19 protein-coding genes are annotated in these 24,419 nt (G+C 70.5%); 13 read left to right on the top strand and 6 right to left on the bottom strand.

Annotated features, from left to right (window positions below):
* Window positions 1-46: 46 nt before the first annotated feature.
* A complete protein-coding gene (locus tag ACWEQG_RS34710; protein ID WP_452291335.1) occupies window positions 47-721 on the bottom strand; it encodes a TetR/AcrR family transcriptional regulator in 675 nt (224 codons plus the stop codon).
* 141 nt (window positions 722-862) lie between these two features.
* Here ACWEQG_RS34710 and ACWEQG_RS34705 point away from each other — a divergent pair, with 141 nt between their 5' ends.
* Window positions 863-2,032, top strand: a complete 1,170-nt coding sequence (locus tag ACWEQG_RS34705; RefSeq protein ID WP_452291333.1) for an acyl-CoA dehydrogenase family protein — start codon at window positions 863-865, stop codon at window positions 2,030-2,032.
* Entirely contained in the window at window positions 2,029-4,146 is a 2,118-nt protein-coding gene (locus ACWEQG_RS34700) for an acetate--CoA ligase family protein (RefSeq protein WP_452291331.1), read from the top strand. Before ACWEQG_RS34705 ends, ACWEQG_RS34700 begins: the two co-directional genes overlap by 4 nt.
* Window positions 4,147-4,289: 143 nt before the next feature.
* On the opposite strand, the gene ACWEQG_RS34695 is transcribed toward ACWEQG_RS34700, so the two are convergent.
* From ACWEQG_RS34695 to ACWEQG_RS34680, 4 genes are all read right to left on the bottom strand, one after another.
* Window positions 4,290-5,456, bottom strand: a complete 1,167-nt coding sequence (locus tag ACWEQG_RS34695; RefSeq protein WP_452291329.1) for a hypothetical protein — start codon at window positions 5,454-5,456, stop codon at window positions 4,290-4,292.
* 176 nt (window positions 5,457-5,632) lie between these two features.
* Window positions 5,633-7,912, bottom strand: coding sequence for a hypothetical protein (locus ACWEQG_RS34690; protein ID WP_452291327.1), 2,280 nt, complete (start codon window positions 7,910-7,912; stop codon window positions 5,633-5,635).
* Between the two features lie 316 nt (window positions 7,913-8,228).
* Complete coding sequence (locus tag ACWEQG_RS34685; protein ID WP_452291325.1) at window positions 8,229-9,356, bottom strand: thiolase C-terminal domain-containing protein; 1,128 nt, start codon at window positions 9,354-9,356, stop codon at window positions 8,229-8,231.
* Window positions 9,353-9,775 carry a Zn-ribbon domain-containing OB-fold protein gene (locus tag ACWEQG_RS34680; protein WP_363466797.1) on the bottom strand — a complete coding sequence of 141 codons (423 nt, stop codon included), beginning with the start codon at window positions 9,773-9,775 and terminating at the stop codon, window positions 9,353-9,355. Before ACWEQG_RS34680 ends, ACWEQG_RS34685 begins: the two co-directional genes overlap by 4 nt.
* Window positions 9,776-10,002: 227 nt before the next feature.
* On the opposite strand from ACWEQG_RS34680, the gene ACWEQG_RS34675 reads away from it, so the two are divergent.
* On the top strand, window positions 10,003-11,328 hold the full coding sequence (locus tag ACWEQG_RS34675) for an MFS transporter (protein WP_452291323.1): 1,326 nt from the start codon (window positions 10,003-10,005) through the stop codon (window positions 11,326-11,328).
* Window positions 11,329-11,336: 8 nt separating this feature from the next.
* Here ACWEQG_RS34675 and ACWEQG_RS34670 read toward each other — a convergent pair whose 3' ends face one another.
* A complete protein-coding gene (locus tag ACWEQG_RS34670) occupies window positions 11,337-11,966 on the bottom strand; it encodes a TetR/AcrR family transcriptional regulator (protein WP_452291321.1) in 630 nt (209 codons plus the stop codon).
* A gap of 72 nt (window positions 11,967-12,038) precedes the next feature.
* On the opposite strand from ACWEQG_RS34670, the gene ACWEQG_RS34665 reads away from it, so the two are divergent.
* The 10 genes from ACWEQG_RS34665 (at window position 12,039) to ACWEQG_RS34620 (ending at window position 24,383) form a co-directional block, all read left to right on the top strand.
* Window positions 12,039-13,022, top strand: coding sequence for an ATP-binding cassette domain-containing protein (locus ACWEQG_RS34665; protein WP_452291319.1), 984 nt, complete (start codon window positions 12,039-12,041; stop codon window positions 13,020-13,022).
* Window positions 13,019-13,969, top strand: a complete 951-nt coding sequence (locus ACWEQG_RS34660; RefSeq protein WP_452291317.1) for an ABC transporter permease — start codon at window positions 13,019-13,021, stop codon at window positions 13,967-13,969. Before ACWEQG_RS34665 ends, ACWEQG_RS34660 begins: the two co-directional genes overlap by 4 nt.
* A 329-nt stretch (window positions 13,970-14,298) precedes the next feature.
* Window positions 14,299-15,501, top strand: coding sequence for a Cmx/CmrA family chloramphenicol efflux MFS transporter (locus tag ACWEQG_RS34655; RefSeq protein WP_452291315.1), 1,203 nt, complete (start codon window positions 14,299-14,301; stop codon window positions 15,499-15,501).
* A 113-nt stretch (window positions 15,502-15,614) separates the two neighbouring features.
* The gene (locus ACWEQG_RS34650; RefSeq protein ID WP_452291313.1) at window positions 15,615-16,691 is read left to right on the top strand and encodes a polyprenyl synthetase family protein; all 1,077 of its coding nucleotides are present in this window, start codon (window positions 15,615-15,617) and stop codon (window positions 16,689-16,691) included.
* 277 nt (window positions 16,692-16,968) lie between these two features.
* A complete protein-coding gene (locus ACWEQG_RS34645; protein WP_452291388.1) occupies window positions 16,969-18,342 on the top strand; it encodes a family 2B encapsulin nanocompartment shell protein in 1,374 nt (457 codons plus the stop codon).
* The gene (locus ACWEQG_RS34640) at window positions 18,342-20,618 is read left to right on the top strand and encodes a terpene synthase family protein (RefSeq protein WP_452291311.1); all 2,277 of its coding nucleotides are present in this window, start codon (window positions 18,342-18,344) and stop codon (window positions 20,616-20,618) included. The genes ACWEQG_RS34645 and ACWEQG_RS34640 overlap by 1 nt, the downstream gene beginning before the upstream one ends.
* The gene (locus tag ACWEQG_RS34635) at window positions 20,615-21,946 is read left to right on the top strand and encodes a family 2B encapsulin nanocompartment shell protein (protein ID WP_452291309.1); all 1,332 of its coding nucleotides are present in this window, start codon (window positions 20,615-20,617) and stop codon (window positions 21,944-21,946) included. The genes ACWEQG_RS34640 and ACWEQG_RS34635 overlap by 4 nt, the downstream gene beginning before the upstream one ends.
* Before the next feature lie 223 nt (window positions 21,947-22,169).
* Window positions 22,170-22,991, top strand: a complete 822-nt coding sequence (locus ACWEQG_RS34630) for an IclR family transcriptional regulator (RefSeq protein WP_452291307.1) — start codon at window positions 22,170-22,172, stop codon at window positions 22,989-22,991.
* Between the two features lie 138 nt (window positions 22,992-23,129).
* Window positions 23,130-23,657, top strand: a complete 528-nt coding sequence (locus ACWEQG_RS34625; RefSeq protein WP_452291304.1) for a hypothetical protein — start codon at window positions 23,130-23,132, stop codon at window positions 23,655-23,657.
* 93 nt (window positions 23,658-23,750) lie between these two features.
* Complete coding sequence (locus ACWEQG_RS34620; protein WP_363468039.1) at window positions 23,751-24,383, top strand: LysE family translocator; 633 nt, start codon at window positions 23,751-23,753, stop codon at window positions 24,381-24,383.
* Window positions 24,384-24,419: the final 36 nt, after the last annotated feature.

Raw genomic sequence — 24,419 nt, 5'->3', positions numbered from 1 at the left:
CCCTGGTCACGGCGCGGCGGGTGCCGCCGGGGCCGGCAAGCCGAGATCAGCTCGGTGCGGCAGCCCCGGCGTCGTCGACACCTGTGGCGCCGGTGGCGTCGTCGTGGGTGGCCAGGGGATCGCCGAAGCGGCGGATCAGCGCGACCGCCGCCTCGACGACCTCCCCGGCCTCCTCCTCGGTCTCGCTCGTCGCGACCTCACGTCCGGCCTCGCCGATCACGCTGGTGAGGACCGAGACGGTCAGGCGGTCGGTCGGGGTGTTCGCCGCGCCCAGCAGGACGGCGTTCTGCCGGACCCACTCCCGGCCGCGGGTGCGCCGCATCAGCTCGAACCCCGGCGGGCCGTCGCCGTCCATGAACAGCCGGGCCAGGTCGCGACGCTGCCAGGATCCCTCCAGGAAGGCCCTGGCCCCGGCGATGAACAGCTCGACGGGGTCCTTCACGCCCGACTGCTTGGCCGCGGCGACGCCGGCCGCGGCGGCCTCCTCGTGGGCGGCCTGGTGCTCCTCCCACAGCGCGAGGAACAGCTCGGTCTTGCCCCCGAAGTGGTGGTAGAGGCTGCCCACGCTGGAGCCCGCGCGCTCGACGACGTCCGCGACGTTGGCGTCGGCGAAGCCGTGCTCGGAGAAGACCTCGCGGGCGGCCTGAAGCATGCTCTTACGCGTCTGGGCGGTGCGGCTCCACTCCCACGAGCCGCTCCTGCCGCCGGGCTTGCGTGCCATCTGGGCTCCTTGTCGACAGGGACGACGCCATCGTAGCCGGTTGAATTCTAGAAAGTGATTCCAGACCTCTTGACACCCCTTCGGCGGGGAACCAGGCTGGAACCGATTCCTAGAGAGCAATTCTAGAAAAGAGTCGCGTCGATGGACTTCTCCCTGAGCCCCGAGGAACTGCAGATCCGTGACACCATCCGCGCGTTCGTCGAGCGGGAGGTCATGCCGCTCGAACCCGAGGTGCTGCGCAGCGAGCGCGCCGGCGGCCCGGGGCTCGACCCCGAGGTCCTGAACGACCTGCGGCTCAAGGCGAAGAAGATGGGCTTCTGGGGGATCAACACCCCCGAGGAGTACGGCGGGGCGGCTCTGGGCCCGGTGATGTCCGCGATCATCGCCATGGAGATGGGCCGGACGTTCGTCCCGTTCAGCTTCGGCGGGTCGGCCGACAACATCCTCTACGCCGGCACCGAGGAGCAGAAGCGGCGCTACCTGATCCCCACCATCGAGGGCGAACGCCGCTCCTGCTTCGCCATCACCGAGCCGGGCGCGGGCTCCGACGCCCGCAACATCCGTACACGTGCCGTCAAGGACGGCGGAGACTGGGTCATCAACGGCGAGAAGACCTTCATCACCGGCGGCAGCGAAGCCGACTTCGTGATGGTGTTCGCCGTGACCGACCCGGAGAAGGGTGCGAACGGCGGCGTCACCTGCTTCCTGGCCGACCGCGACATGGGCTGGAAGTCCGAGCCGATCCCGACCATGGGGCAGTGGGGCCCGGCCTCGCTGGTGTTCGAGGACGTCAGGGTGCCGGAGGAGAACATCCTCGGCGAGCTCGGCAGGGGCTTCGAACTGGCGATGCAGTGGATCGGCCAGGGCCGCTACATGATCCCCGCGCGGGCCGTCGGCTCGGCCGAGCGCATGCTCCAGATGGCGATCGACTACGCCGGGATCCGCGTGTCGATGGGCAAGCCGATCGCCGAATACCAGGCGATCCAGTGGATGATCGCCGACTCGCAGGTGGAGATCGAGGCGGCCAAGTGGCTCACGCTGCACGCCGCCTGGCGCGTGCAGCAGGGCATGGACGCCCGGCACGCCTCCTCGATCGCCAAGCTGAACGGCGCGGTCATGGCCAACCAGGTCGTCGACCGCGTGCTGCAGATCCACGGCGGCATGGGCTACACCAAGGAACTGCCCATCGAGCGGTGGTATCGCGAGCTGCGCCTGTTGCGGATCTTCGAGGGCACCGACGAGATCCAGCGGCGGACGATCGCCCGCAACCTGCTCAGGGGCCACGCCCGTCTCGGCACGATCGGGGAATGAGGATGCCGGTAGGAGAGCTGTTCAACCCCCGGTCGATCGCCCTGGTCGGCGCGACGGACAAGTCCGGCTGGTCGATCAGCACGCTGACCAACCTGCGTACGCACGGCTTCCGGGGGCCCGTTCACCTGGTCAACCCGCGCGGCGGCGTGGTGCACGGCGAGCAGGCCTGCCGCAGCCTGTCCGACATCCCCGGCCAGGTCGACCTCGCGTACGTGATGGTGCCGACGACGGCTGTGCTGCCCGTGCTGCGCGAGGGGGCCAAGCTCGGCATCCGCCACTACGTGATCCTCACCGCCGGGTTCGGGGAGACCGGGCCGGAGGGCGCCGCCCTGGAGGCGGAGATCGTCGACTTCGCGCGGGAGAACGACCTCACCGTGCTCGGCCCGAACGGCAACGGCTTCATCAACGCCGCCGCGGACGTCACGCCGTACGGCCTGCCGATCCCGTCGCCGCTGCTGCGCGGGTCGGTCGGCGTGGTGCTGCAGAGCGGCGCGCTGGCCAGCTCGGTGCTCGCCTTCGCGCAGGCCCGCAACGTCGGGATCAGCCTCCTCACCTCGATGGGCAACGAGTCGCTCGTCACCGTGACGGACGTGATCGACTACCTGGTGGACGACCCGGCGACCACGGCCATCGCGTTGTTCCTCGAGTCGGTCCGCGACCCGGCCGCGTTCTCCCGGGCGGCGCGCCGGGCGCTGCTCGCGGGCAAGCCGATCGTCGCGCTGAAGATCGGGCGCAGCCGGCTCGCCTCCCGCACGGCCCAGGCCCACACCGGCGCGCTCGTCGGCGACGACAACGTGATCGAGGCGGCGTTCCGGCAGCTCGGGGTGGTGCGGGTGCGGTCGCTCGAGGACCTCATCATCACCGCGGGCCTGCTGGCCGAGGTGGGCCCGCTGCCGGGCCCGCGGATCGGTGTCGTCACGCCCTCGGGCGGCGCGTCGGAGATCATCGCCGACCGGGCCGAGGACGAGGGGCTGGAGCTGCCGGCGTTCGCCCCGGAGACGGTCGCCCGGCTGCGGGAGATCGTGCCGGCCTTCGGGACCGTGCAGAATCCCCTCGACGTCACCGGCTATGTGCTCATCGACCGTACGCTGCTCGGCCGCGCGCTGGAGGCCGTCACCGCCGACCCCGGCGTCGACGCGGTCATGCTGCTGTCGGACCTCCCGCGCGTCGCCCCGCCCGACCCCGCGCCCGTGTACGCCATGTTCGCCGCGAGCGCCAAGCGCATCGCCGAGGCCCCGATGCCCGTCGTCGTCGTGAGCAACGTGCTGACCGACGTCACCGAGTTCGGCCGCGACGTGCAGCGGGAGGCCGGTTTCCCGTACGTCGCGGGCGGCATCGAGCACGGCGTGCACGCCATCGGGGCCGCGGTCCGGTGGTCCAGGGCGTACCGCGCGGCCGTCGAGGCGAACGGAGCCGTCCCGGAGAGGGCCGTGGTGAGCGCCCCGGCGGTCGAGCCCGGGACAGGTGTCTGGGCCGAGCACCGGGCCGCCGCCCTGCTGGCGTCCGCCGGGATCCCGGTCGTGCCCGGCGAGCTCGTGCACGACGAGGAGTCGGCCGTGGCGGCGGCGGTCGGGTTCGGCTACCCGGTCGTCCTCAAGGTCGCCGCCGACGGACTCGGGCACAAGAGCGACGTCGGCGGGGTCCGGCTGGGCCTGGCCGACGCGCGGGCCGTCGAACGGGCCTACCGCGAGGTCGTGGCCGCCGCCGCGGCGGTCCCCGGCGCCGGCCGCGTCGGCGCGCTCGTCCAGCCGCAACGCGGCGGCGGCGTGGAGCTGCTGGTCGGCGTCGTACGGGACCCGGCGTGGGGGCTCACCCTGGCCGTCGGCCTGGGCGGGATCTGGGTCGAGGCGCTGCGTGACACGGCGCTGCGCGTGCTGCCGGTGGACGCGGCCGAGGTGCGGCGGGCGCTCGACGAGCTGCGCGGCGCCGCGCTGCTGCGGGGCGCCCGCGGCGCCGAGCCGGCCGACCTCGACGCCGTCGCCGAGGTCGTGGCCCGCGTCGCCGCCCTCGCGGAGAGCCTCGGCGACGACCTGGAGTCGCTGGAGATCAACCCCCTGCTCGTCCGCGGCTCCCACGTGGAAGCCCTGGACGCCCTCGTCACCTGGCGGAGATGAAGGCCGATCGTCCCTCCCGCGCGGCGCTCACCCGCCGCGCCCGGACGCCGGACCACGGAGATGGAGCCCCTGCGAGAGCACCGGCCATGATCGGCAAAGGCGCCCGCATGGCTCCGGTCCGCGCACCGCGTTCATGACCGCGTTCATGACCTCGTCCAGATCCACGCCTCGCTGTCCTCGTCATAGGAGGGATTGCCGCCGACCGCGAAGACCGTGTCCCGGCCGGGCACCTTGACCAGGTCGAGCACCTCCGGAGCGTTGCCGATCCTCGGTGTCTTCTCGTACGTCCAGGAGCGCCCGTCGAAGTGCAGCAGGATCCGTTTGTTCTCGGAGTGATAGTTGTCCGCGCCGAGCCACACCCCGCCGTGGCCGTCCGACGCCACCGCGTTGAACGAGACCACGTCCGCCGGAAGGCGCGAGACCGGGTTCCACCGGTCGCCGTTCCAGCGCATGAGCGTCGCGGTGGCCGAGCCGGCACCGGGCAGCAGGATCGACCCGGCGACCCAGACCTCCCGTTCCGACACCACCGCCAGGTCCGTGAACTCAACCGTGGCGCCGCCGGGCCGGGGCACCGGAACGGCCGTCCAGCGGCGCCCGTCCCAGTGTTCGACAGTCGATCCGCTGTCACCGGCGTCGCCCAGCGCCCACAGGTCTCCGGAGGCGGTGGCACCGAGGCGGCGCATGAGCCGCCGGGTCGGTCGCGGCACGACCGACCAGCCGGAAGAGGACCAACGCGCGAGCACGGGACGCCAGTCGGGTCTCCCGGCGGTGCCGTGGTCCTGGGCCGCCGCGACCCACGCGTCCGCGGGTCCGGTGACCACGGCGTCATCCAGGGCGATCGGGCGCCTCCCGGGTGGCCGGTCCCGGGCCGACCATCGCCGGCCGTCCCACCGCCACGCGTCGGCGTGATTGTCGAAGATCCACACGTTGCGGGGGGACGTCGCGGACACCACGGTCGGATACCGCAGGCCCGGCGGCAGCGGCACGGACCGCCACGCGCGCCCGTCCCAGCGCAGGACCGTGCCGGTTCGCCTGTTCTCTCCGGAAGTGCCGACCGCCCAGGCCTCGCTGCTCCCGGTCACGGCGACACTCAGCATCACGGCGCCGGCGTCGGCCGTTCTCGTCTCCGTCCAGGTGCCGCCGGACAGCGACGGGACCACCTCGGGCCGGGCCGAGGCCGTAGGCCTGCTCGATGCGGGGCCGGGGAGGTGGCGCGCGTCCACGGCGTCGCCGCCCGAGCACCCGATCGCGGTGGCGCTCAGCACAGCGACAGCGGTGAGCCGCCCGATCGCCATGATTTCCGGTCGCATCGTCCAATCATCGAGGTTGTGGGCAGGGATGTCCCCGCGAACTGCCGAGTCCAGCCTCGATACGAACGCAGTCGTCTGTCCACGCCAGTCGGCCGCGCCAGCGACGGCCGGTCTCCGGGACGGGCTCTCTCAGGGGAGCCTCGGCGTGAGTCCCGTATCCCATGGTGCCCGGACTATCAACCGACCTGGCCGTTCCAGACCTCCAGACCCCAGGTCTGTCGGGTTTCGCTCGTCAGCCTCCACGCCAGTGTGGTGTTCGTCCCGAGCGCCACGCGAGCGGATGCCATCATGTCGAATACGCACTGTCCTCGTGAGCCGTCCGCGGCGAACGCTACTCGATTCTCATCGAGGTGTTCGTTGAAAACGTCCTCCAGGGTGTGGGAGAGGTACAGAAAGGCCATGAACTCTCTGCGTAGAAGGTCGGCTTCGGAAGCGTTTCGTTCGTTGTCTTCGGGCTGTGTGGATTGAACATCGTGGAGTAGGTCGGACAGCGTCTTCTGATCATAATGACCGAGTCTGGCCTTGTGCAGCACGTAGAGCAGTCCAGCGTCGTTTCTGATCGCCTCGGCGTGGCCAAGGGAACGCGCTTTTCGGTGAACGTCTTCTCTGATCACCCGCTTGGCGATCTCGCCGAACTCGCGAGGCTTGTCACGCGGCCCGGCCGCGCGGATGACATGCCGAGCCGAACGAATGAGGTCGCGCGCCAGTCCGCCGGAGAGCGCGTGGCACAGCGCCACGTACGGCTCCGACAAGCCGATCACCCGTCTGTAAAGCATACGCCGCGACTCCGCATAGGTCAGGAGTTCCACCCGGATGATTTCATCAAAAGAACTGTCAAAGGCATCGCGAAGGCGCATGCCCCTACGCTCGAATGCCGTCAACGCGTCATCGGACACAGTTATCAGGAAGTAGACCTGAGGGACTCCAAAAATACTCTTTATCTCATTGAGGAACTTCTCCGCCTGATCGGCGGAGGCGATCTTGTCCAGTTCGTCTATACCGATCAGAACGCGGCCACCCTGTTCGCTCACGTGTGCGGACGCCATGCCGGCGAACACTCGGAACAGGCGAACGATCTCGGGATATCCCATGGGCTGTTCGGCCCGGGACAAGCCACGGGATCTCTGCCGGTCAAACCCCATGCTCAGCTTCACCCCGAGGCCCGCCTTGAGGCTGCCGCTCCACGAAGCATTGTGCGTCTGTAGGTATCTGATTTTGGCGAGATTGCGTTTTGCGGACTTCTGCAATCTTCGCTGCCTGCGGAGTGCCGGCCGGCGCCTCAAGTAAATAACCGCCAATATGCCGTACACCCAGAGCAGGGTGGATCCGCCGACCAACGTCGCGGCGACCGATAGCACCTGTGAGAGTGGCGAGGCGGAGTAGCTGTGAATTCCGAACCACACCAGGCTGCCGGGAACGGCCCCCAAGACAACGTGCACAAGCACGGCAAAGGTGAACGCGATGAGCCTCTGCGGCGGTGATGGTTTCCCCGGCCCCCTTCGTGCGTACTTGACGACGACGGACCGGCATAGCGCCGCGAACACATGAAGTACGAACTCGCGTGCAACGTAATCTACCGGCGCCGACACCATGCAGCAGATGTCGGGGGAATCGACGCGATTTCGGGCGTCACAATAGAGTCGAAGTAACGATGATTTTCCGGAGCCGCGTGGGCCGGCTATGCCGATACTCCCACCTCTGAACTGGTGGATGAGTTCGCCTGCTTCGCTTTTGATCGACGTCGGGACGTAGTACAGCGAACTGTGCAGGTCGCCGAGGCCCGGGCTCTCCTGAACAGCGAATTTCCGGCTCAGTTTGTCCTTGTGGCACTCGTTAAGTGCGAGACGTACGGTAGGGATTACCAAGTCGCGCTCGACGATGGTATTGAGCAGTCTCTGCCGCTGGAGAACGTATAGTTTTCGATGACGATTTCCTGTGATGGCGAACAGGATGCGCTGCCCAAATATCGTCCGTCGTCCGTGGAGATGAGCCTTGGCGAGCGCGGCGACCAGAAGCGCAAATGCGCCGACGATTGGGAGCATGCCGAGGAGAGTCAGCCATACGCTCAGCAGAAGGTGTGCGGATATGAGTGCACCCCCTGCTATTGCTCCATACTTGATCAGGGGCGGAAGAATATTATTCCACTCATCCTTCGAAGCGTTCTCGCGGGCGGCGCTCAAGGCATCCCTGAAACCGTCGAATGCTTGACGGTACAGCTCGTATTCGGCGGGAGCCTCCTCCGGAACACGATCGATCATTCGGGAGGCGATCTCGTAAAGATGTTGTTCCTCGGTTTCGACGTCTGCCATGGAAATGCGAACATCCTCCTGCCTCAGTGCCCTTTCCAGGAGCCGTCGCAGTCTTCGCCTGAGCGCAGTGTCCTCAAAATCGTCATCGGCCTCGAAAACGTGATTGATCGTCTCCGCGACGTCTTCGAGTCGCCTCTCGATGCTCAAGTATCGCTCCCGTATCTTCCGGCGTTTCCGGGATGTCCGTTCGGCTGGATGGACATCGGCACCGTCTGATACGTAGTCGCCGGCCTGACGTGAGCCATTACATCGATCACCCGGGGGGCCGCCTGGCGCTTCATGGCTTCCGCGCCCGGCGGGTCGCCGCAGGCCGCGCAGGTTAACAGGGCGGCCCTGTCGAACTCGGTCACGTGAACCGGGGACCGGCCGGAATGGCCGCAGTCGGCATCGAGACCGCCTCGGTGTATCCCCGACATCGACGGCCCTCCGGCCGGAGCGCCGGAGGGCCGTCGTGCCGCCGGGGTCAGGGGCGGTGGTTCGACAGGACGAGGGTGGCGGCGGAGGCGAACATGCCGCCGTTGCCGAGGACCACGCTGATCTCGGCGCCGGGCACCTGCGCCGCCGCCTCGCCGCGCAACTGCCGTACGGACTCCTGGATGGCGAACATCCCGTACATGCCGGTGTGGGTGTAGGAGAGGCCGCCGCCGTTGGTGTTGAGCGGAAGGCGGCCGCCGGGGGAGGTGTGGCCTTCGGCGATGAACGGCCCGGCCTCGCCGCGCTTGACGAAGCCGAGATCCTCAAGCCCGTAGACGGGCACGTGCGCGAAAGCGTCGTAGATCATGAGGTGGTCCACGTCGTCGTGGGAGACGCCCGCCTCGGCGAAGGCGGCCTCGCCGGAGCGGCGGAAGGCGGCGGAGGTGGTGAAGTCCTCCATCTGGGAGATGATCGGCGACTCGGCGGACTCGCCGGAGCCGAGCAGATGGACCGGTGACCTGCGGGCGCGCTCCTCGGTCGTCACGATCAGCGCCCCGCCGCCGTCGGTGACGAGGCAGCACTCCAGCAGGTGGAAGGGATAGGCGACCATCCGGGAGGCGAACACGTCCTCGACGGTGATCAGGTCCTGGAACATGGCTCGGGGGTTCAGGTGCGCCCACCGGCGCTGCGCGACCGCGACCTCCGCGAGCTGCTCGTGCGTGAGCCCGGTCTCCTTCATGTAGCGCAGCGCCGTCAGCGTGAACATCGTGGGCGGGCCGAGCACGCCGTACGGCAGTTCGAACTGGCCGATCAGCGAGTCGGGGCCGAGGGCCGGGCGGGGCGCGCCGACCCGCGACCGCCCGGACTCGCCGTGGGTGACGAGCACGGTGGTGCACAGGCCGGCCCGGATGGCCGCCGCGGCGTGCCGTACGTGGAAGAGGAAGGACGAGCCGCCCACGCCGGTGCCGTCGAGCCAGGCCGGAGCGATGCCGAGGGCGTGCGCGATCTGGATCGGGCCGGGCATGCCCACGGTGGCGACGCCGTCGATGTCGTCCTTGGTCATCCCGGCGTCGGCGAGAGCGTTGCGCGCGGCCTGGAGGTGGAGCTGCGCGGTGGACATGTGGGGGAGCTTGCCGAGCTCGTCGGTCTCGGCCGCACCCGCGATCACGATGTTCATCGGGCGGGACCTCCAGCGGGCTCGAAGAGGGGCACGTGCACGTCGCCGCGCTGTTCGAACACCACGCGCAGCTCCATGTCCAGGGGCAGGTTCTCCGGTGTGATCTCCACGCCGACGATGTTCGTCATCATCCGCACGCCCTCCTCCAGCTCCACGACCGCGATCGCGTACGGCCCGTCCTGCTCGAAGCCAGGAGCCGGGCGGTGGCTTATCACGTACGAGTAGAGGGTGGCCCTGCCGCTCGCCGTCACCCACGAGACGTCGTCCGAGCCGCAGTGCGGGCAGGCGGGCCGTGGATAGAAGTAGTGCCGCGAGCAGGCGCGGCAGCGCTGGATCCGCAGCCGTCCCTGCGCCGTGCCGTCCCAGAACGGCTGGGTCTCCGGGGTCGGTTTCGGGACGGGCTTGTGTGATGCGGTCATCGTTCTCCTGCCACCCGGGAGGTAAGTCCTAGAGGTGGATTCTAGAACTACAATCTAGATCTGGCGAGGGCCGATGTCGCGGGACGGGGATCCCGTTGCCGCGCCGGCCGAAGAACACGTGCTCACAGCCCTTGACTCCGGCCGTGAGGAGGCGGAGCATTCGTAGAAATGAATTCTAGAGCTGTCTTCTAGAACTCATCGCAGGGACGGGGGCTGACGAGAAAGGCATGTCAATGGGCCTGTCCTACGTACGCGAGCTCGACGAGTACCCCACCGGTGCGCGTCGCATGAAGATCCTCACGATGGCCGTGCTGGCCGTTCTCATCGGCTCCTATGAGGCGCAGATCGCCCCGGTGGTCCCGCTGCTGCTCAAGGACCTCGACATGTCCCTCGCGACGTACGGCGCGGTGTCCGGGGCGGCGGCGGTCGCGGGGGCCGTCGCGTCGGCGCTCGGCGGCAGGCTCACCGACCGGCTCGGCAGGGTGCGCCTGCTGGTTCCGCTGATGTTGCTGACCGCCCTGTGCTGCTTCGCCATGACACTCGTCCACAGCCCACGGGACCTGCTGATCGCCAGGATCGTGCTGGCCTTCGTCGACGGGGTGGCGATGGCGAGCACGGCGCCGCTGGTCCGCGACTTCTCGCCGCGCCTCGGCCGGGCCCAGGCGTTCGGCTTCTGGACCTGGGGCCCGGTGGGGGCGAACTTCCTCGCCGCCGCCGTGGCGGGCTGGACGCTGCCGATCTTCGACGACTCCTGGCGGTCGCAGTTCGTCATCATGGGCTGCTTCTCGCTCGTCATCTCGATCGTCATCGCCCTCAACATCGCCGATCTGTCGCCCGAGCTGCGCGCGCAGATCCAGCACACCGAGCGCCAGGCCAGCGACGTCGTCGACCTGACCAAGCCGGCCAGGGTCTCCTCGCTGTTCGCCCGGCCCAACATCTGGGCCCATGTGGTCGGCATCTCGCTGTGGCTGGTGCTCTACATCACGCTCACCCTGTTCGGTCAGACCATGCTGGTCGGCGCACTGGGCGTCACGGCCGCCGAGGCGTCCACGATCATGGCGTGCTTCTGGAGCCTCAACCTGATCACGCTGATCGTCGCCGGCCGCGTCTCCGACCGCACCCAGCTGCGTAAGCCGATCACGCTCGCCGGTACCGTCGCGGCCGTGCTGGTCACCGCCTACCTGGCGTACATCCTGGGCAGCGAAGGCGTCTCCAGCGGTCTGCTCATGGTCGTCGGCGCGCTGCTCGGCGGCTCGCTCGGCGTGGCGTACGCCCCCTGGATGGCCAACTACTCCGAGGACGCCGAGGACGTCGACCCCCGGCTGCAGGGCACGGCCTGGGGCCTGTTCGGCTTCCTGACCAAGGCGATCGCCGTGGTCGGCCTGCTGGTCATCCCGCACGTGGTCGAGGCCACGAGCTGGCAGACCTGGCTGGTGGTCTCCCTGGTGTGCCTGGCGCTGTTCGCGCCCGCCGTCTTCCTGTTCCACGGACCGTGGCGGCGCGAGCGAACCGAGGCGGCCGGCCGCGAGGCCAGGGTCGCGGTGGCGGACTAGAACCCGGGTCAGGCGGGCGGGTAGCCGCCCAGGCCCGTGCCGAGCAGGCCGAAGACCCGTTCGACGTCCGCGCGGTGGGCGCGCTCGATCTCCTCGTCGGGCCCGCCCTCCCGCACCCGCTGCCGCAGCCGCCGGTACAGCGTCCGCTGCGCGCCGACCAGCGTCGAGGCGACGACGCGCGGCAGCGGGTCGCCGGGCTCGGCGCCCGCCTCGGCCGCCAGCGCGTCGGCGAGCACCCGGACGATCCGCTCGTTGACCTCGTGCATCTTGCGCTGCAGGGAGGGGTTGCCGCTGACCAGGTCGAAGAAGCCGCGCGGCTGGACGAGGTCGCGCCGCATGCCGGGGACGAGCCTGGTCTGCGCCAGGCACAGCGCCCGGAAGGAGTCGAGGATCGAGACCCCGGCGGGACGGTCGGTGACCGCGGCCAGGGACATCGCCTCCCGGTCCTCCGCCCGGTAGAAGACCAGGTCCTCCTTGGTCGGGAAGTGGTTGAACACCGTCTTCTTCGACACCTGCGCGGCCGCCGCGATCTCGTCCACGGTGACCTCGTCGAACCCCCGGGCGCGGAAGAGCGCGTTGGCGGTGTCGGCGATGAGCTGCCGCGTCCGGTTCTTCTTCAGCTCCCGCAGCCCGCTCATGGGGCACAGCGTATCGGTCCCCTGACTTACACCTGGTGTACTGTTACACCAAGTGTAAGCAGGGGAGGCGGGATGACGTATCCGGCGGTGGTCGCCACCGGGCTGACCAAGCATTACGGCGACGTCGAGGCCGTGCGCGGCATCGACCTGACCGTGCACAGAGGGGAGATCTTCGGCTTCCTCGGCCCGAACGGCGCGGGCAAGTCCACGACGATCAGCATGCTCTGCACCCTGACCAGGCCCACGGCCGGCGAGGCGCGTGTGGCCGGACACGACGTGGTGCGCGAACGCGACGAGGTGCGGCGCTCGATCGGGCTGGTCTTCCAGGACCCGACGCTGGACGGCTACCTGACGGCCGAGCGCAACCTGCGCTTCCACGCCGAGCTGTACGGCGTGCCCCGCGCGGACGTCGGTCCGCGGCTGCGGGGCGTGCTCGAGATGGTGGGGCTGTGGGACCGGCGCAAGGCCAGGGTCGCCACGTTCTCCGGCGGTATGAGACGGCGGCTGGAGATCGCCCGCGGCCTGCTCCACTCGCCGCGGGTGCTGTTCCTCGACGAGCCCACCGTGGGCCTGGACCCGCAGACCAGGAGCTCGATCTGGTCCTACATCCGGGAGCTGAAGGAGGCCGAGGACATCACGGTCTTCCTCACCACCCACTACATGGACGAGGCCGAGCACTGCGACCGCATCGCCATCATGGACGGCGGCCGGATCATCGCGCTCGACACCCCGGACGCGCTGAAGGCCGGTGTCGGCAAGGACCGCGTCCAGATCGAGACCGACGACGGCGCGGCGGCCGTCGCCGCCCTGGACGAGCGGTTCGGCATCCGGGCCGTCGCGTCCGGGGACGTGGTGGTCTTCCAGGTGGACGAGGGGGAGCGGTTCGTCCCGGAGCTGTTCTCCCGGTCGGGACTGCCGATCCGGTCCGTCAGCGTGGCCCGGCCCAGCCTCGACGACGTGTTCATGTCGTACACCGGCCGGTCGATCCGTGACGCCGAGGCGAGCGGCGCACGCGGCCCGGGGGCGCTCGCGGCGGCGCGGGGAGGCCGGCGATGACCGTGACGCCGAAGGGGACGCCCCAGGACGCGCCTCAGGACGTGCCGGCCTCCGGCGACACGGCGGCGGGCCCGCGGGACCGGACGCCGGCGACTGTCCTGCGCGTCGCGGCGGTGCGGGTGCCGGGGCGCAGCGCGGCGAGCGAACTGCGCGCGGTCAAGGTGGTCTGGCAGCGCGAGATCATCCGGTTCTTCAACGGCCCGCTGCGGATCCTCACCTCTCTCGTGCAGCCGTTCCTGTTCCTGTTCGTCCTCGGCACCGGTCTGTCGCAGCTCACCTCGGGCGGCACCGGCGGGCTCGGCCTGCGAACCTTCCTCTACCCGGGCATCCTCGCCATGGCCGTCCTGTTCACCGCCATGTCCTCGGCGGCCTCGATCGTCTGGGACCGCGAGTTCGGCTTCCTGCGGGAGATGCTGGTCGCGCCGGTGTCCCGCGCGTCGATCGTCGTCGGCAAATGCCTGGGCGGGGCCACGGTCGCGGCCGTCCAGGGTCTCGTCGTCATCTGCATCGCCGGGGCGGCCGGCGTGCCGTACGCGCCGGGTCTGATGCTCGGCGTGTTCGGCATCCAGGTGCTGCTGGCCTTCACCATCACGGCCTTCGGGGTAGCGATGTCCGTGCGGGTGAGGCAGATGCAGTCGTTCATGGCGCTCAACCAGCTGCTGATCATGCCGCTCTACTTCATGTCGGGCGCGATGTTCCCCGCGTCGGACCTCCCCGCGTGGCTGACCGCGCTGAACCGGATCGACCCCCTGTCGTACGCCGTGGACCCCATCCGGCGGCTGGTCTTCGCCCACCTGGACCTGGCGCCCGCCGTACGCGCCCGGCTCGCGCCGGGGATGACGTGGGGCGGCTGGCACGTCCCCATCGCGGTCGAGGTGGCCGTCCTCGCGGCCCTCGGGCTCGCCCTGCTCGCGACCGCGATCGCACAATTCGGCAGAGCCGATTAGAAAGAGCAGTTCGGCAGAGCCGATTAAAGAGAGCAGTTCGGCAGAGCCGATTGAAACAGAGCAGTTCGGCGGAGCCGACTGAGCGTCCGACGGCACGGCCCGGCACGCGCGAGACCGATGGACGATATCGTGTGGGCCATGTCGAGCCCCGAGGCATCCAGGGTGGGGGCTTTCGGTCACGCCGTCAGCCCCCTGAAGCTGAACTGAACCACTGAGTTCGTGAATCCGTCGTCCCGCCGCGTCCGCGGCCGGACGAACGCGCTCCCGGGTGCTGACCGCGGTGACGAGACGTCCCCTTCTCGTGCTTCTCATCGCCTCGGAGCCACTCGATGCCTCTGTCGCTGTATTCGCTCGCCATGGCGGTCTTCGCCATGGGTACCTCGGAGTTCATGCTCGCCGGCCTCCTGCCGGACATCGCCGCGGACCTCGGCGTCACCGTCGGAACGGCGGGCACGCTCACCTCGGCCTTCGCGATCGGCATGATCGCCGGCGCCCCGCTCATGGCCGGGCTCGCCCGCAACCGGCCTCCCCGGTCCGGCCTCCTCGTCTTCCTCCTCGTCTTCGTGGCGGCCCACGTCGCGGGCGCCGCCACATCGAGCTTCCCCGTCCTGTTCGCGACCCGGATCGTCGCCGCGCTCGCGAACGCGGGGTTCCTCGCCGTGGCCGTGACGACGGCCGCCGCTCTCGTCCCCGCGAACCGCAAGGGGCGGGCTCTCGCCGTGCTGCTGTCCGGCACGACGGTGGCGACCGTCGCGGGGGTCCCGGGAGGGGCGGTCCTCGGCACGCTGCTCGGGTGGCGGGTCACGTTCTGGGCCGTCGCCGTCCTCTGCGTGCCCGCGGCCGCCGGCGTCCTTCACGGAATCCCGGCGCGTCCCCCGGGCGAGCCCGGCGGGCGGGTCCTGCGATCGGAACTCGCGCAGCTCCGGAGCCGGCGCCTGATCCTGGTCATGCTGCTCGGGGCGCTGGTGAACGCGGCGACCTTCGCGAGCTTCACCTTCCTCGCCCCCGTCGTGACCGGCACCGCGGGGCTGGATCCGCTGTGGATCCCGGTCGTCCTGGTGCTCTTCGGTGCGGGCTCGTTCACGGGCGTCACCGTCGCGGGACGGCTGTCCGACCGGCACTCCGGGATGGTTCTCGCGGCCGGCGGTCCGCTGCTGCTCATCGGCTGGCCGGCGCTGGCCGTTCTGGCCGGAGAGCCGGTCGTCCTGCTCATCCTGGTGTTCGTCCAGGGCGCGCTGTCGTTCGCCGTGGGCAGCACCCTGATCACACGGGTCCTCTACGAGGCGGCGGGAGCGCCGACCATGGCCGGCTCGTACGCGACCGCGGCGCTGAACGTCGGCGCCGCCGCCGGGCCGCTCATCGCCGCGGCCACCCTCGGCACCGCCGCCTCCGGCGAAGGGACCGGAGACCTCGGCCCACTGTGGGTGAGCGGGCTTCTCGTCGCGATCGCACTGCTCGTCGCCCTCCCCTCCGCGGTCTTCCGGCACGGCCCTCTCGAGTGCGGTGGGGAGCAGCGGGCCGATCCGGACTGAGCCGCGCGGAGGGGCGGGAAGTTCCGATTATCGGAACGGGAGGTTCTACTTTGCGTGTTCATTAAGTAACTTTCCGCAAGGGGAACCGGCTCGTCGAGCGGAGGAGACCGACCATGACGGCGGGAATCGTGGACACGTCCATCACCGGCATGACCGGCCGGGTGCGGAGGCGGGTCGACGAACTGCTGGCCGATTTCCTCGACGCGCGGCGTCCCCCGGTCGGAGATCCGGACGTCGCCGAGGGCTACCGGCTGCTGCGCGAGTTCGTGGTCGAGGGCGGCAAGCGCATCAGGCCGCTGCTGTGCTACTGGGGCTGGCGGGGCGCGGGCGGCGACGCGCCGCACGAGGACCGGGCCGTCACCACCGGCGCGGCGCTGGAGCTCTACCACGCCGGCCTGCTGATCCATGACGACGTCATGGACGGCAGCGAGCTGCGCCGTGGACGCCCGACCATCCACAGGGGGCTCGCCCGGGCTCCGCGGTGGCCGGGAGCGGAGACCTTCGGCCGGTCCGCCGCCATCCTGCTCGGCGTGCTCGCGCAGGCGTGGGCGGACGAGCTGCTCGCGGACGCCACCGTCGGCGACGTGCGCGGGCGGGCGGCGCGTGAGTTGTTCAACCGGATGCGCACAGAGGTCGTCACCGGGCAGTACCTCGACATCCTGGCGCACACGCGCGCGGACGCGGACGTCGAACAGGCCCTGACGGTCATCCGCTACAAGACCGCCCGATACACGGTCGAGCGCCCGCTGCAGATCGGCGGGGCGCTCGCCGGGGCGCCGCCCGCCCTGCTGGAGGCCTACTCCCGGTTCGGACTGCCGCTGGGGGAGGCGTTCCAGCTGCGCGACGACGTCCTCGGCGTCTTCGGCGATCCCGCCGTCACCGGCAAACCGGTCCTCGACGACCTGCGCGAGGGCAAACGGACCGTGCTCATGGCGCACGCGTACGCGCGGGCACGGGGACCCGAACGGGACCTGCTGCGGACCTGGCACGGCGACCCGGGGCTGGACGAGCGGCGAGCCGCCGAGCTCCGGCAGGTCATCGTGGACACCGGCGCCCTCGACGAGGTCGAGGAGCTCATCGCCATGCGGGCCGGGCAGGCGATCGAGGCGCTGCGCGACCAGGCGATCGCCCCGGAGGCGGCGCGGGCGCTCGCGGTGCTCACCGAGCGGCTCACCCGCCGCGTCCGGTGAGGCGTGCGACCGGCACGCCCGCCCTTCCCACGACCTCCGCCGCCGCGGCCCCTCCGGCCTCCTCCGCGCCCGGCCGTACGGCTGCGCGCCGCACCTGGTGCCGTTGGCACGCCTGGTGCGCCCACGCGCGGCCCTAGGTGGGCCGGGGCGACCCCGGCAGGAACGACCCTGATCTTCTCTCCCCCCTCCGCCGCTCGGCGACGAGCGTGACCAGTCACCGAAACACCGGCCGCCGTGCCGACAACAGATGGGGTGAAGTGCTGTGACCGAAACCACCATGCCGAACGACAACCGGCTCAGCCTGAGCACCAGGGCCGCGCGCAACCTGGCCACGACGACCAAGACCCAGCCGCAGATGCAGGAGATCACCTCCCGTCATCTGCTGCGCGTGCTGCCGTGGATCGAGGCGGTGGGCGGCGCCTACCGGGTCAACCGGCGGCTGACCTACCAGATGGCCGACGGGCGGGTGACGTTCGTCGCGACCGGGGCGGACGTGCGGGTCATCTCCGCCGAGCTGTGCGAGCTTCCCGCCCTGCGCGGCTACGACGACGCCGACGTGCTCGCCGCGATGGCGGACCTGTTCACCCAGAGGGAGTACGAGGCCGGCCAGGTCATCGCCGAGGCCGGCACCCCGATGGACGAGGTCGTGCTCCTGGCCCACGGCAAGGTGGACAAGCTCGGCCAGGGGGCGTACGGCAACGAGACGCTGCTCGGCGTGCTGGCCGACGGCGAGTACGTCGGCGAGCAGATGCTGGTGAACACGGACGCGCGGTGGGAGTGGACGGTCAAGGCCGTGACGCCGTGCACCGTGCTCACCCTCGGCAGGGAGGAGTTCGAACGGCTGCTCACCCTGTCGGACAGCCTGCGTGAGCACGTGCAGGCCTACCACGAGGACCCGGACCGGCCGGTGAACCGGTATGGCGAGGCGGAGATCGCGCTGGCGGCGGGGCATGAGGGTGAGGCGACGCTGCCGGGGACGTTCGTGGACTACGAGCTGGGGCCGCGTGAGTACGAGCTGAGTGTGGCGCAGACGATTCTGCGGGTGCACTCGCGGGTGGCGGATCTGTACAACGAGCCGATGAACCAGACCGAGCAGCAGTTGCGGCTGACGATCGAGGCGTTGCGGGAGCGTCAGGAGCACGAGCTGGTCAACAACCGCGACTTCGGGTTGCTGCACAACGCCGATCTCAAGCAGCGCGTGCACACCCGCTCCGGCCCGCCCACCCCCGACGACCTCGACGAGCTGCTCACCATGGTGTGGAAGAACCCGAGCGTCATGTTCGCCCACCCCAAGGCGATCGCGGCCTTCGCCCGCCAGTGCAACAGCAGGGGAATCTACCCGCAGACGGTGGACATCAACGGCCAGAAGGCGCCGGCCTGGCGCGGGGTCCCGATGCTGCCGTGCAACAAGATCCCGGTCAACGACAAGGGCATCAGCTCGATCATGGTCATGCGCCTGGGCGAGAAGGACCAGGGTGTGGTCGGCCTGCGCCGCACCGGGCTGGTGGACGAGTACGAGCCCGGCCTGTCGGTGCGCTTCATGGGCATCGACGAGAAGGCGATCATCTCCTACCTGGTGACCACCTACTACTCGGCGGCCGTCCTGGTCCCCGACGCCCTCGCCATCCTGGAGAGTGTCGAGGTCCTCTGATGTCCTCCTACCGGCTGCCGGACTTCTACCTCCCCTATCCGCCGCGGCTGAACCCGCACGTGGAGACCGCCCGGGCGCACACCCGGGGGTGGGCGGCGGACATGGGCATGCTCGACGACCCGGACATCTGGACCGAGGAGTCGCTCGAGGCGATGGACTACGGCCTGATGTGCGCCTACACCCATCCCGACTGCTCCGCCCCCGAACTGGACCTGGTCACGGACTGGTACGTGTGGGTCTTCTACTTCGACGACCACTTCCTGGAGACGTTCAAGCGCAGCAGGGACCTGGACGGCGCCCAGGACTACCTGGACCGGCTGGACGCGTTCATGTCGGACGACCCGCCCGAGCCGTCCAATCCCGTCGAGCGGGGCCTGGCCGACCTGTGGCCCAGGACCGTGCCCGCCATGTCGGAGGCGTGGCGGCGCCGGTTCGTCCGGGTCACCCGTGACCTCCTGCAGGAGTCGATGTGGGAGCTGTTCCACATCGAGCGGGAGGCCGTCTCCAACCCGATCGAGTACATCGAGGAGCGCAGGAAGGTCGGCGGCGCCCCGTGGTCGGCCGCGCTGGTGGAGCACGCGGCCGGGGCGGAGCTGCCGGCCCGGCTGGCGGGCTCCCGGCCGATCCGGGTGCTGACGGAGTCGTTCGCCGACGCCGTGCACCTGCGCAACGACCTGTTCTCCTACGAGCGGGAGGTGCTGAAGGAGGGCGAGCTGTCCAACTGCGTGCTGGTCTGCGAGCGCTTCTTCGGCTGCGACACCGCGCGGGCCGTGGAGATCACCAACGATCTGCTCACCTCCCGGCTGCACCAGTTCGAGCACACCGCGCTGACCGAGCTTCCGGCCCTCTTCACCGACGAAGGGGTCCTGCCGCCCGAGCAGGCGCTGGTCCTGAGCTACGTGAAGGGACTGCAGGACTGGCAGGCGGGAGGACACGCCTGGCACACCGCCTCCAGCCGCTACACCAAGTCCGGGAGCCTCCCCGGGCCGCTCGGCGTGAACGTCTCCCGCGCCCACCTCACGGGCGCGGGCGGCCTGCGCAACCACACGCACACGCCGTACCAGCAGGTCTCGGTACGGCCGCCGAAGCCGTACATGCCGTTCGAGGTGCGCGACAACCCGCATCTGGAGGAGGCGCGAACGGCGGACGTCGAATGGTGTGCCGCCATGGGCTTCTTCGACGGGGTCCCCGGCATTCCCGCGACCGCCGTGTGGAACGAACCGCAGCTCGTCGGCTTCGACCTCGCCCTGTGCGCGTCCGGCATCAACCCGGACGCCACGGCCGCAGAGCTGATCCTGGCCACCAACTGGCTGGCCTGGGGGACGTACGGCGACGACTACTATCCCCGGGTCTACGGGCCCGCGCGCGACCTGGTCGGCGCGAAGCTCGGCAACCGGCGGCTCAAGGAGTTCATGCCGCTGGACCTCGTTCCGCGTCTGACCCCGATGACCGGGCTGGAACGCGGGCTGGCCGACCTGTGGCCGCGCACCGCCGGGCCGTTGCCCGAGAGTTCCCGCCAGGCCTTCCGCGTCGCGGTCGAAGAGATGATCGACAGCTGGGTGTGGGAGCTGGCCAACCAGGCCCAGCACCGCGTGCCCGAGCCGATCGACTACATCGAGATGCGGCGCAGGACGTTCGGCTCGCAGATGACGATGAGCCTGGCCAGGCTGGCGCCGGGCCGGGTCATCCCCATGGAGATCCACCGCACCCGCGAGTTCCTCGGCATGACCGATGCCGCGCAGGACTACGCGTGTCTGCTGAACGACCTGTTCTCCTACCAGAAGGAGGTCCAGTTCGAGGGGGAGATGCACAACGCCGTCGTGGTGCTGGGCACCTTCCTCGGCTGCGCGCCCGACGAGGCGGTGACCGTGGTGGACGCGCTCATGACCAGCCGGATGAGGCAGTTCGAGCACATCACCACCGTCGACCTGCCCGCCCTGCTCGACCGCATCGAGGCGCGGGAGGACGTGCGCGACTCGATCGCGGGATACGTGTCCGACCTGCGCAACTGGATGGCGGCGATCCTGCGCTGGCACGAGCGGTCCCGGCGCTACTTCGAGGAGGAACTGCGCAGGGGCCCGGTGGCCCGGTGGTCCCAGGGCCCGACGGGCCTCGGCACGGCCACCGCGCGAATCCTCTCCCTGGCGCCGGCGGCACACAGGGCGTCGCCCGCTCACGGGTCGCCGGCGCTCACGGCGTCGTCCGTGACGGCGCCCGCCCTCGCGCCGTCCGATCTCACGGCGCCCGCTGATCCGCTCCCGGTGGGGGCGTCATGACCGCGTCGCGTCTGACCCTGAGCACGGCCGCCGCGCGGAACCTGGCGACCACCACCAAGACGCCGCCGCAGATGCGGGAGATCACTCCCCGGCACCTGCTGAGCGTGCTGCCGTGGACGGACGTCCAGGGCGGCGTCTACCGGGTCAACCGCCGTCTCACCTGCACGGTGGGGGACGGACGGGTGAGCTTCGTCTCCACCGGAGCCCGGGTGCGGGTCGTCCCGGCCGAGCTGTGCGAGCTGCCGTCCCTGCGCGGGTTCGGCGACCTGGACACCCTCGGGGCGCTGGCCGACCGGTTCGTCCAGCACGACCTGCGCCCGGACGATCCGGTGCCGCCGGGACAGGTGGTGCTCGTCGCCCACGGCAAGATCACACGCGTCGGCGTCGGCGCGTACGGCGGCGAGGCACTGCTCCAGGTCCTGGCCGACGGAGATCACCTGGGCGACCTCACCGGTCCGGGGGCCGCGCCCGCCAGGGCCCTCACCTCCTGCATCGTTCTCGTCCTCGAGCGCCCGGCGCTGGACAATTTGACCGCCTTATCCGGTGGCCTGCGCGCGCATCTCAGCCGTCCCCCCATGGCGCGGCCGGTGAACCGGTATGGCGAGGCGGAGATCGCGCTGGCGGCGGGGCATGAGGGTGAGGCGACGCTGCCGGGGACGTTCGTCGACTACGAGCTGGGGCCGCGTGAGTACGAGCTGAGTGTGGCGCAGACGATTCTGCGGGTGCATTCGCGGGTGGCGGATCTGTACAACGAGCCGATGAACCAGACCGAGCAGCAGTTGCGGCTGACGATCGAGGCGTTGCGGGAGCGTCAGGAGCACGAGCTGGTCAACAACCGCGACTTCGGGTTGCTGCACAACGCCGATCTCAAGCAGCGCGTGCACACCCGCTCCGGCCCGCCCACCCCCGACGACCTCGACGAGCTGCTCGCCCGGCGGCGCAGCTCGCACTACTTCCTCGCCCATCCCCGGGCGATCGCCGCCTTCGGGAGGCAGTGCACCCGGCGCGGGGTGTATCCGGACGTCACCGAGGTGAACGGGGCGACGGTCATGGCGTGGCGGGGGGTGCCGATCCTGCCTTGCGACAAGATCCCGGTCACCGAGGGCGGGCTCAGCTCGATCGTGGTGATGCGCACCGGCGCCGAGAAGCAGGGCGTGGTCGGCCTGCGCCGCATCGGGCTGGCGGACGAGTACGAGCCCGGCCTGTCGGTGCGTTTCACGGGCATCGACGACAAGGCGATCATCTCCTACCTGGTGACCACCTACTATTCGGCGGCCGTCCTGGTCCCCGACGCCCTCGGCGTACTGGAGAGCGTCGAGGTGAACTGAGGCCCGGCGCCGGCCGGGGGGCTCGGTGCAGCTCCCCGGCCGGCGGTTCGAGGACGCTGCAGGCCGCCGTCGAGGGAGAGGACCGGTGAACCAGTGCGACGGAGTCGGCCGTCAGGCCGGGCTGGCGACGCCCGCGTAGTAACCGCGTTCTCCCCTCATGCGCGGCGCGGCGCGGCTAGGGTGACCGCTGGCCTGTAAGGATCTATCTCACGAGCGTCGCGGGGTGGGCTTGTTAGCAGCGTCGGATCGCGCCCGCCGGGCGGAGGCGGCCTCCGCTCTGGGCAGCCTGGAACGCGGGATCGAGATCCTCCTGTGCCTGGCCGCCGGCGTGCGGCCGATGAACCTCACGCAGGTGCACCGATCCACCGGGTTCTCCAAAACCACCACCCACCGCCTGCTCGGCACCCTGCAGCGGCGGGGCCTGGTCACGCGCACGGGCGGTGACTACACGGTCGGCGGACGCGCCGCCGACCTCGTGGCGCCGCGCGGCTGGGCGATCCAGGGGCGTCGCCTGCCCGGCTCCCGCAGGGCGGTCCTGCCGCACCTGCTCCAGCTGTACGAGGCCACCCGGCAGACGGTCAACCTTGCCGTGCCGGACGGCTTCGAGGTCGCGTACGTCGAGCGGTTGTACGGGCACAACCGGGTGAAATCGCCATCCGACGGCCTGGACCGGGCGCCGCTGTACTGCACGGCCGCGGGCAAGGTGCTCCTCGCCCACGACGCGGGCCTGCGCACGGCGTTCCTCGCCACCCCGGCCCTGCGGCGGGTGACCGGCCGCACGGTGACGGGCCGCACGGTGACCGGCCCGGCCGCGCTGGAACGCGAGCTCGCCGCCGTTCGCGGGGAGGGCGTGGGCTACGCGCGGGAGGAGTTCGCCGAGGGCGTGTGCTGCGCGGCCGCGCCCGTCTTCGGCCCGGACGGCGGGGTGTGCATGGCCGTGGCGGTCGCGGCCCCGGCGGGAGTGGTGGGGACGGCGGCGCTGCCGCGCCTGGGCGCGGCCGTACGCAGGACCGCCCGCCAGATCACCGGCGCCCTCAGCCTGTGACTCCCGATCTTCCGATTGGGGCCGCCGCGCCGGGGGAAGGCTCGACCACGTTGAGCATCGGGCCCGGGCGTCCCCGCCACGGCGGAGACAGCCCGTCGCCGGCGCCGTGGAACGGCGCAGCCGTCGCGGGGGAGAGTCATGCGTCCAGGGCCGTACGCGTCCCGCCTGGTCGGCCGGGCCGGCCTCGTCGCCGTACCGATGACCGTGCTGCTCACGGCGTGCGGGTCGCCGCAGCCTGAGGTGCAACCGCGGTCCGCTGCCACGGGTGGACCGGCGACGGCCACGTCTCCCGTGGCGGCCTCGCCCTCGCCCGCCCCTTCGGCCGTCACGGCCGCGGACGACCCGCAGGCGTGCCGGGACGCGGACTGCGAGGTGACGGTCCGCCCGGGGGACCGGCTGCGGCTCGACCGGAAGACCGGCCTCGACGCGATCACGATCGTCTCGCTCGATCGGGGCGAGCTGCGACTGCGCTTCGAAGCGGGCGGGGGCGCCTTCCACGTCGAAGGCATGAACACCGGCGTCAGCCAGGACTGCGTCAACGGCCGCTGCCGGACGGAGGGCGGGCTGACACTGGCCATGGGACGGCCCGGCAGGATCGGCGACATCCGCCTCCGGCTGGTGAGCGTGTCACCCGACCACGCGGTCCTGGTCCTGGCGCCGTCGTGATCGCGTCGCGTACTGCGTGACGCGTCGCCGACGCCGCCCCGCGTCCGGAATCCCGCCATGCGGAGATGCGGGCGTGGACTACGGTGACCGATCGTGGACATTTATGGTGCGCTCGCCTCGTTCGCGATCATCGTGGCATTCCTCACGCTCACGCCCGGCCTGGACACCGCCCTGATCCTGCGTACGTCGCTGCTCGCCGGCCGCAGGCCGGCCTGGGCCGTGGTGCTCGGCATCCAGGCCGGCACCCTGCTGTGGGGCCTGCTCACGGCCGCCGGCCTGTCCGCGCTCCTCACCGCCTCCCAGGTGGCGTACGAGGTGCTGCGGTGGGCGGGCGTCGCGTACCTGATCTGGATGGGCGGCCGGATGCTCTGGCACAGCCGCCACAGCCGGGCGGACGACGCGGCGCAGCCCGGCCCGGCGGACGCCGGGTGGGGACAGGCGTTCCGGCGGGGTCTGCTGACCAACCTGCTCAACCCGAAGGTGGGCGCCTTCTACGTCGCGGTCCTGCCCCAGTTCATGCCCGAGGGCGTGCCACACGCGGTGATGGGCGTGCTTCTGGCGGGCGTCCACGTGTGCGAGGCGCTCGTGTGGAGCGTCGTCCTCATCGGGTTCACCGGCATGATGCGGGGCTGGCTGCGCAGGCCCGCGGTCAAGCGCGCCCTGGACCGGCTCACCGGCCTCATCGTCATCGGCTTCGGCCTGCGCCTGGCGGTCCAGCAGTCCTGACCGCCCACCCTCGGATCGCCGATGACGGCCGTGCGC

The sequence above is a fragment of the Microbispora sp. NPDC004025 genome (assembly GCF_053604425.1).
Note: the sequence above shows the minus strand (reverse complement) of the source record. Positions and strands in the feature narration are given on the sequence as shown.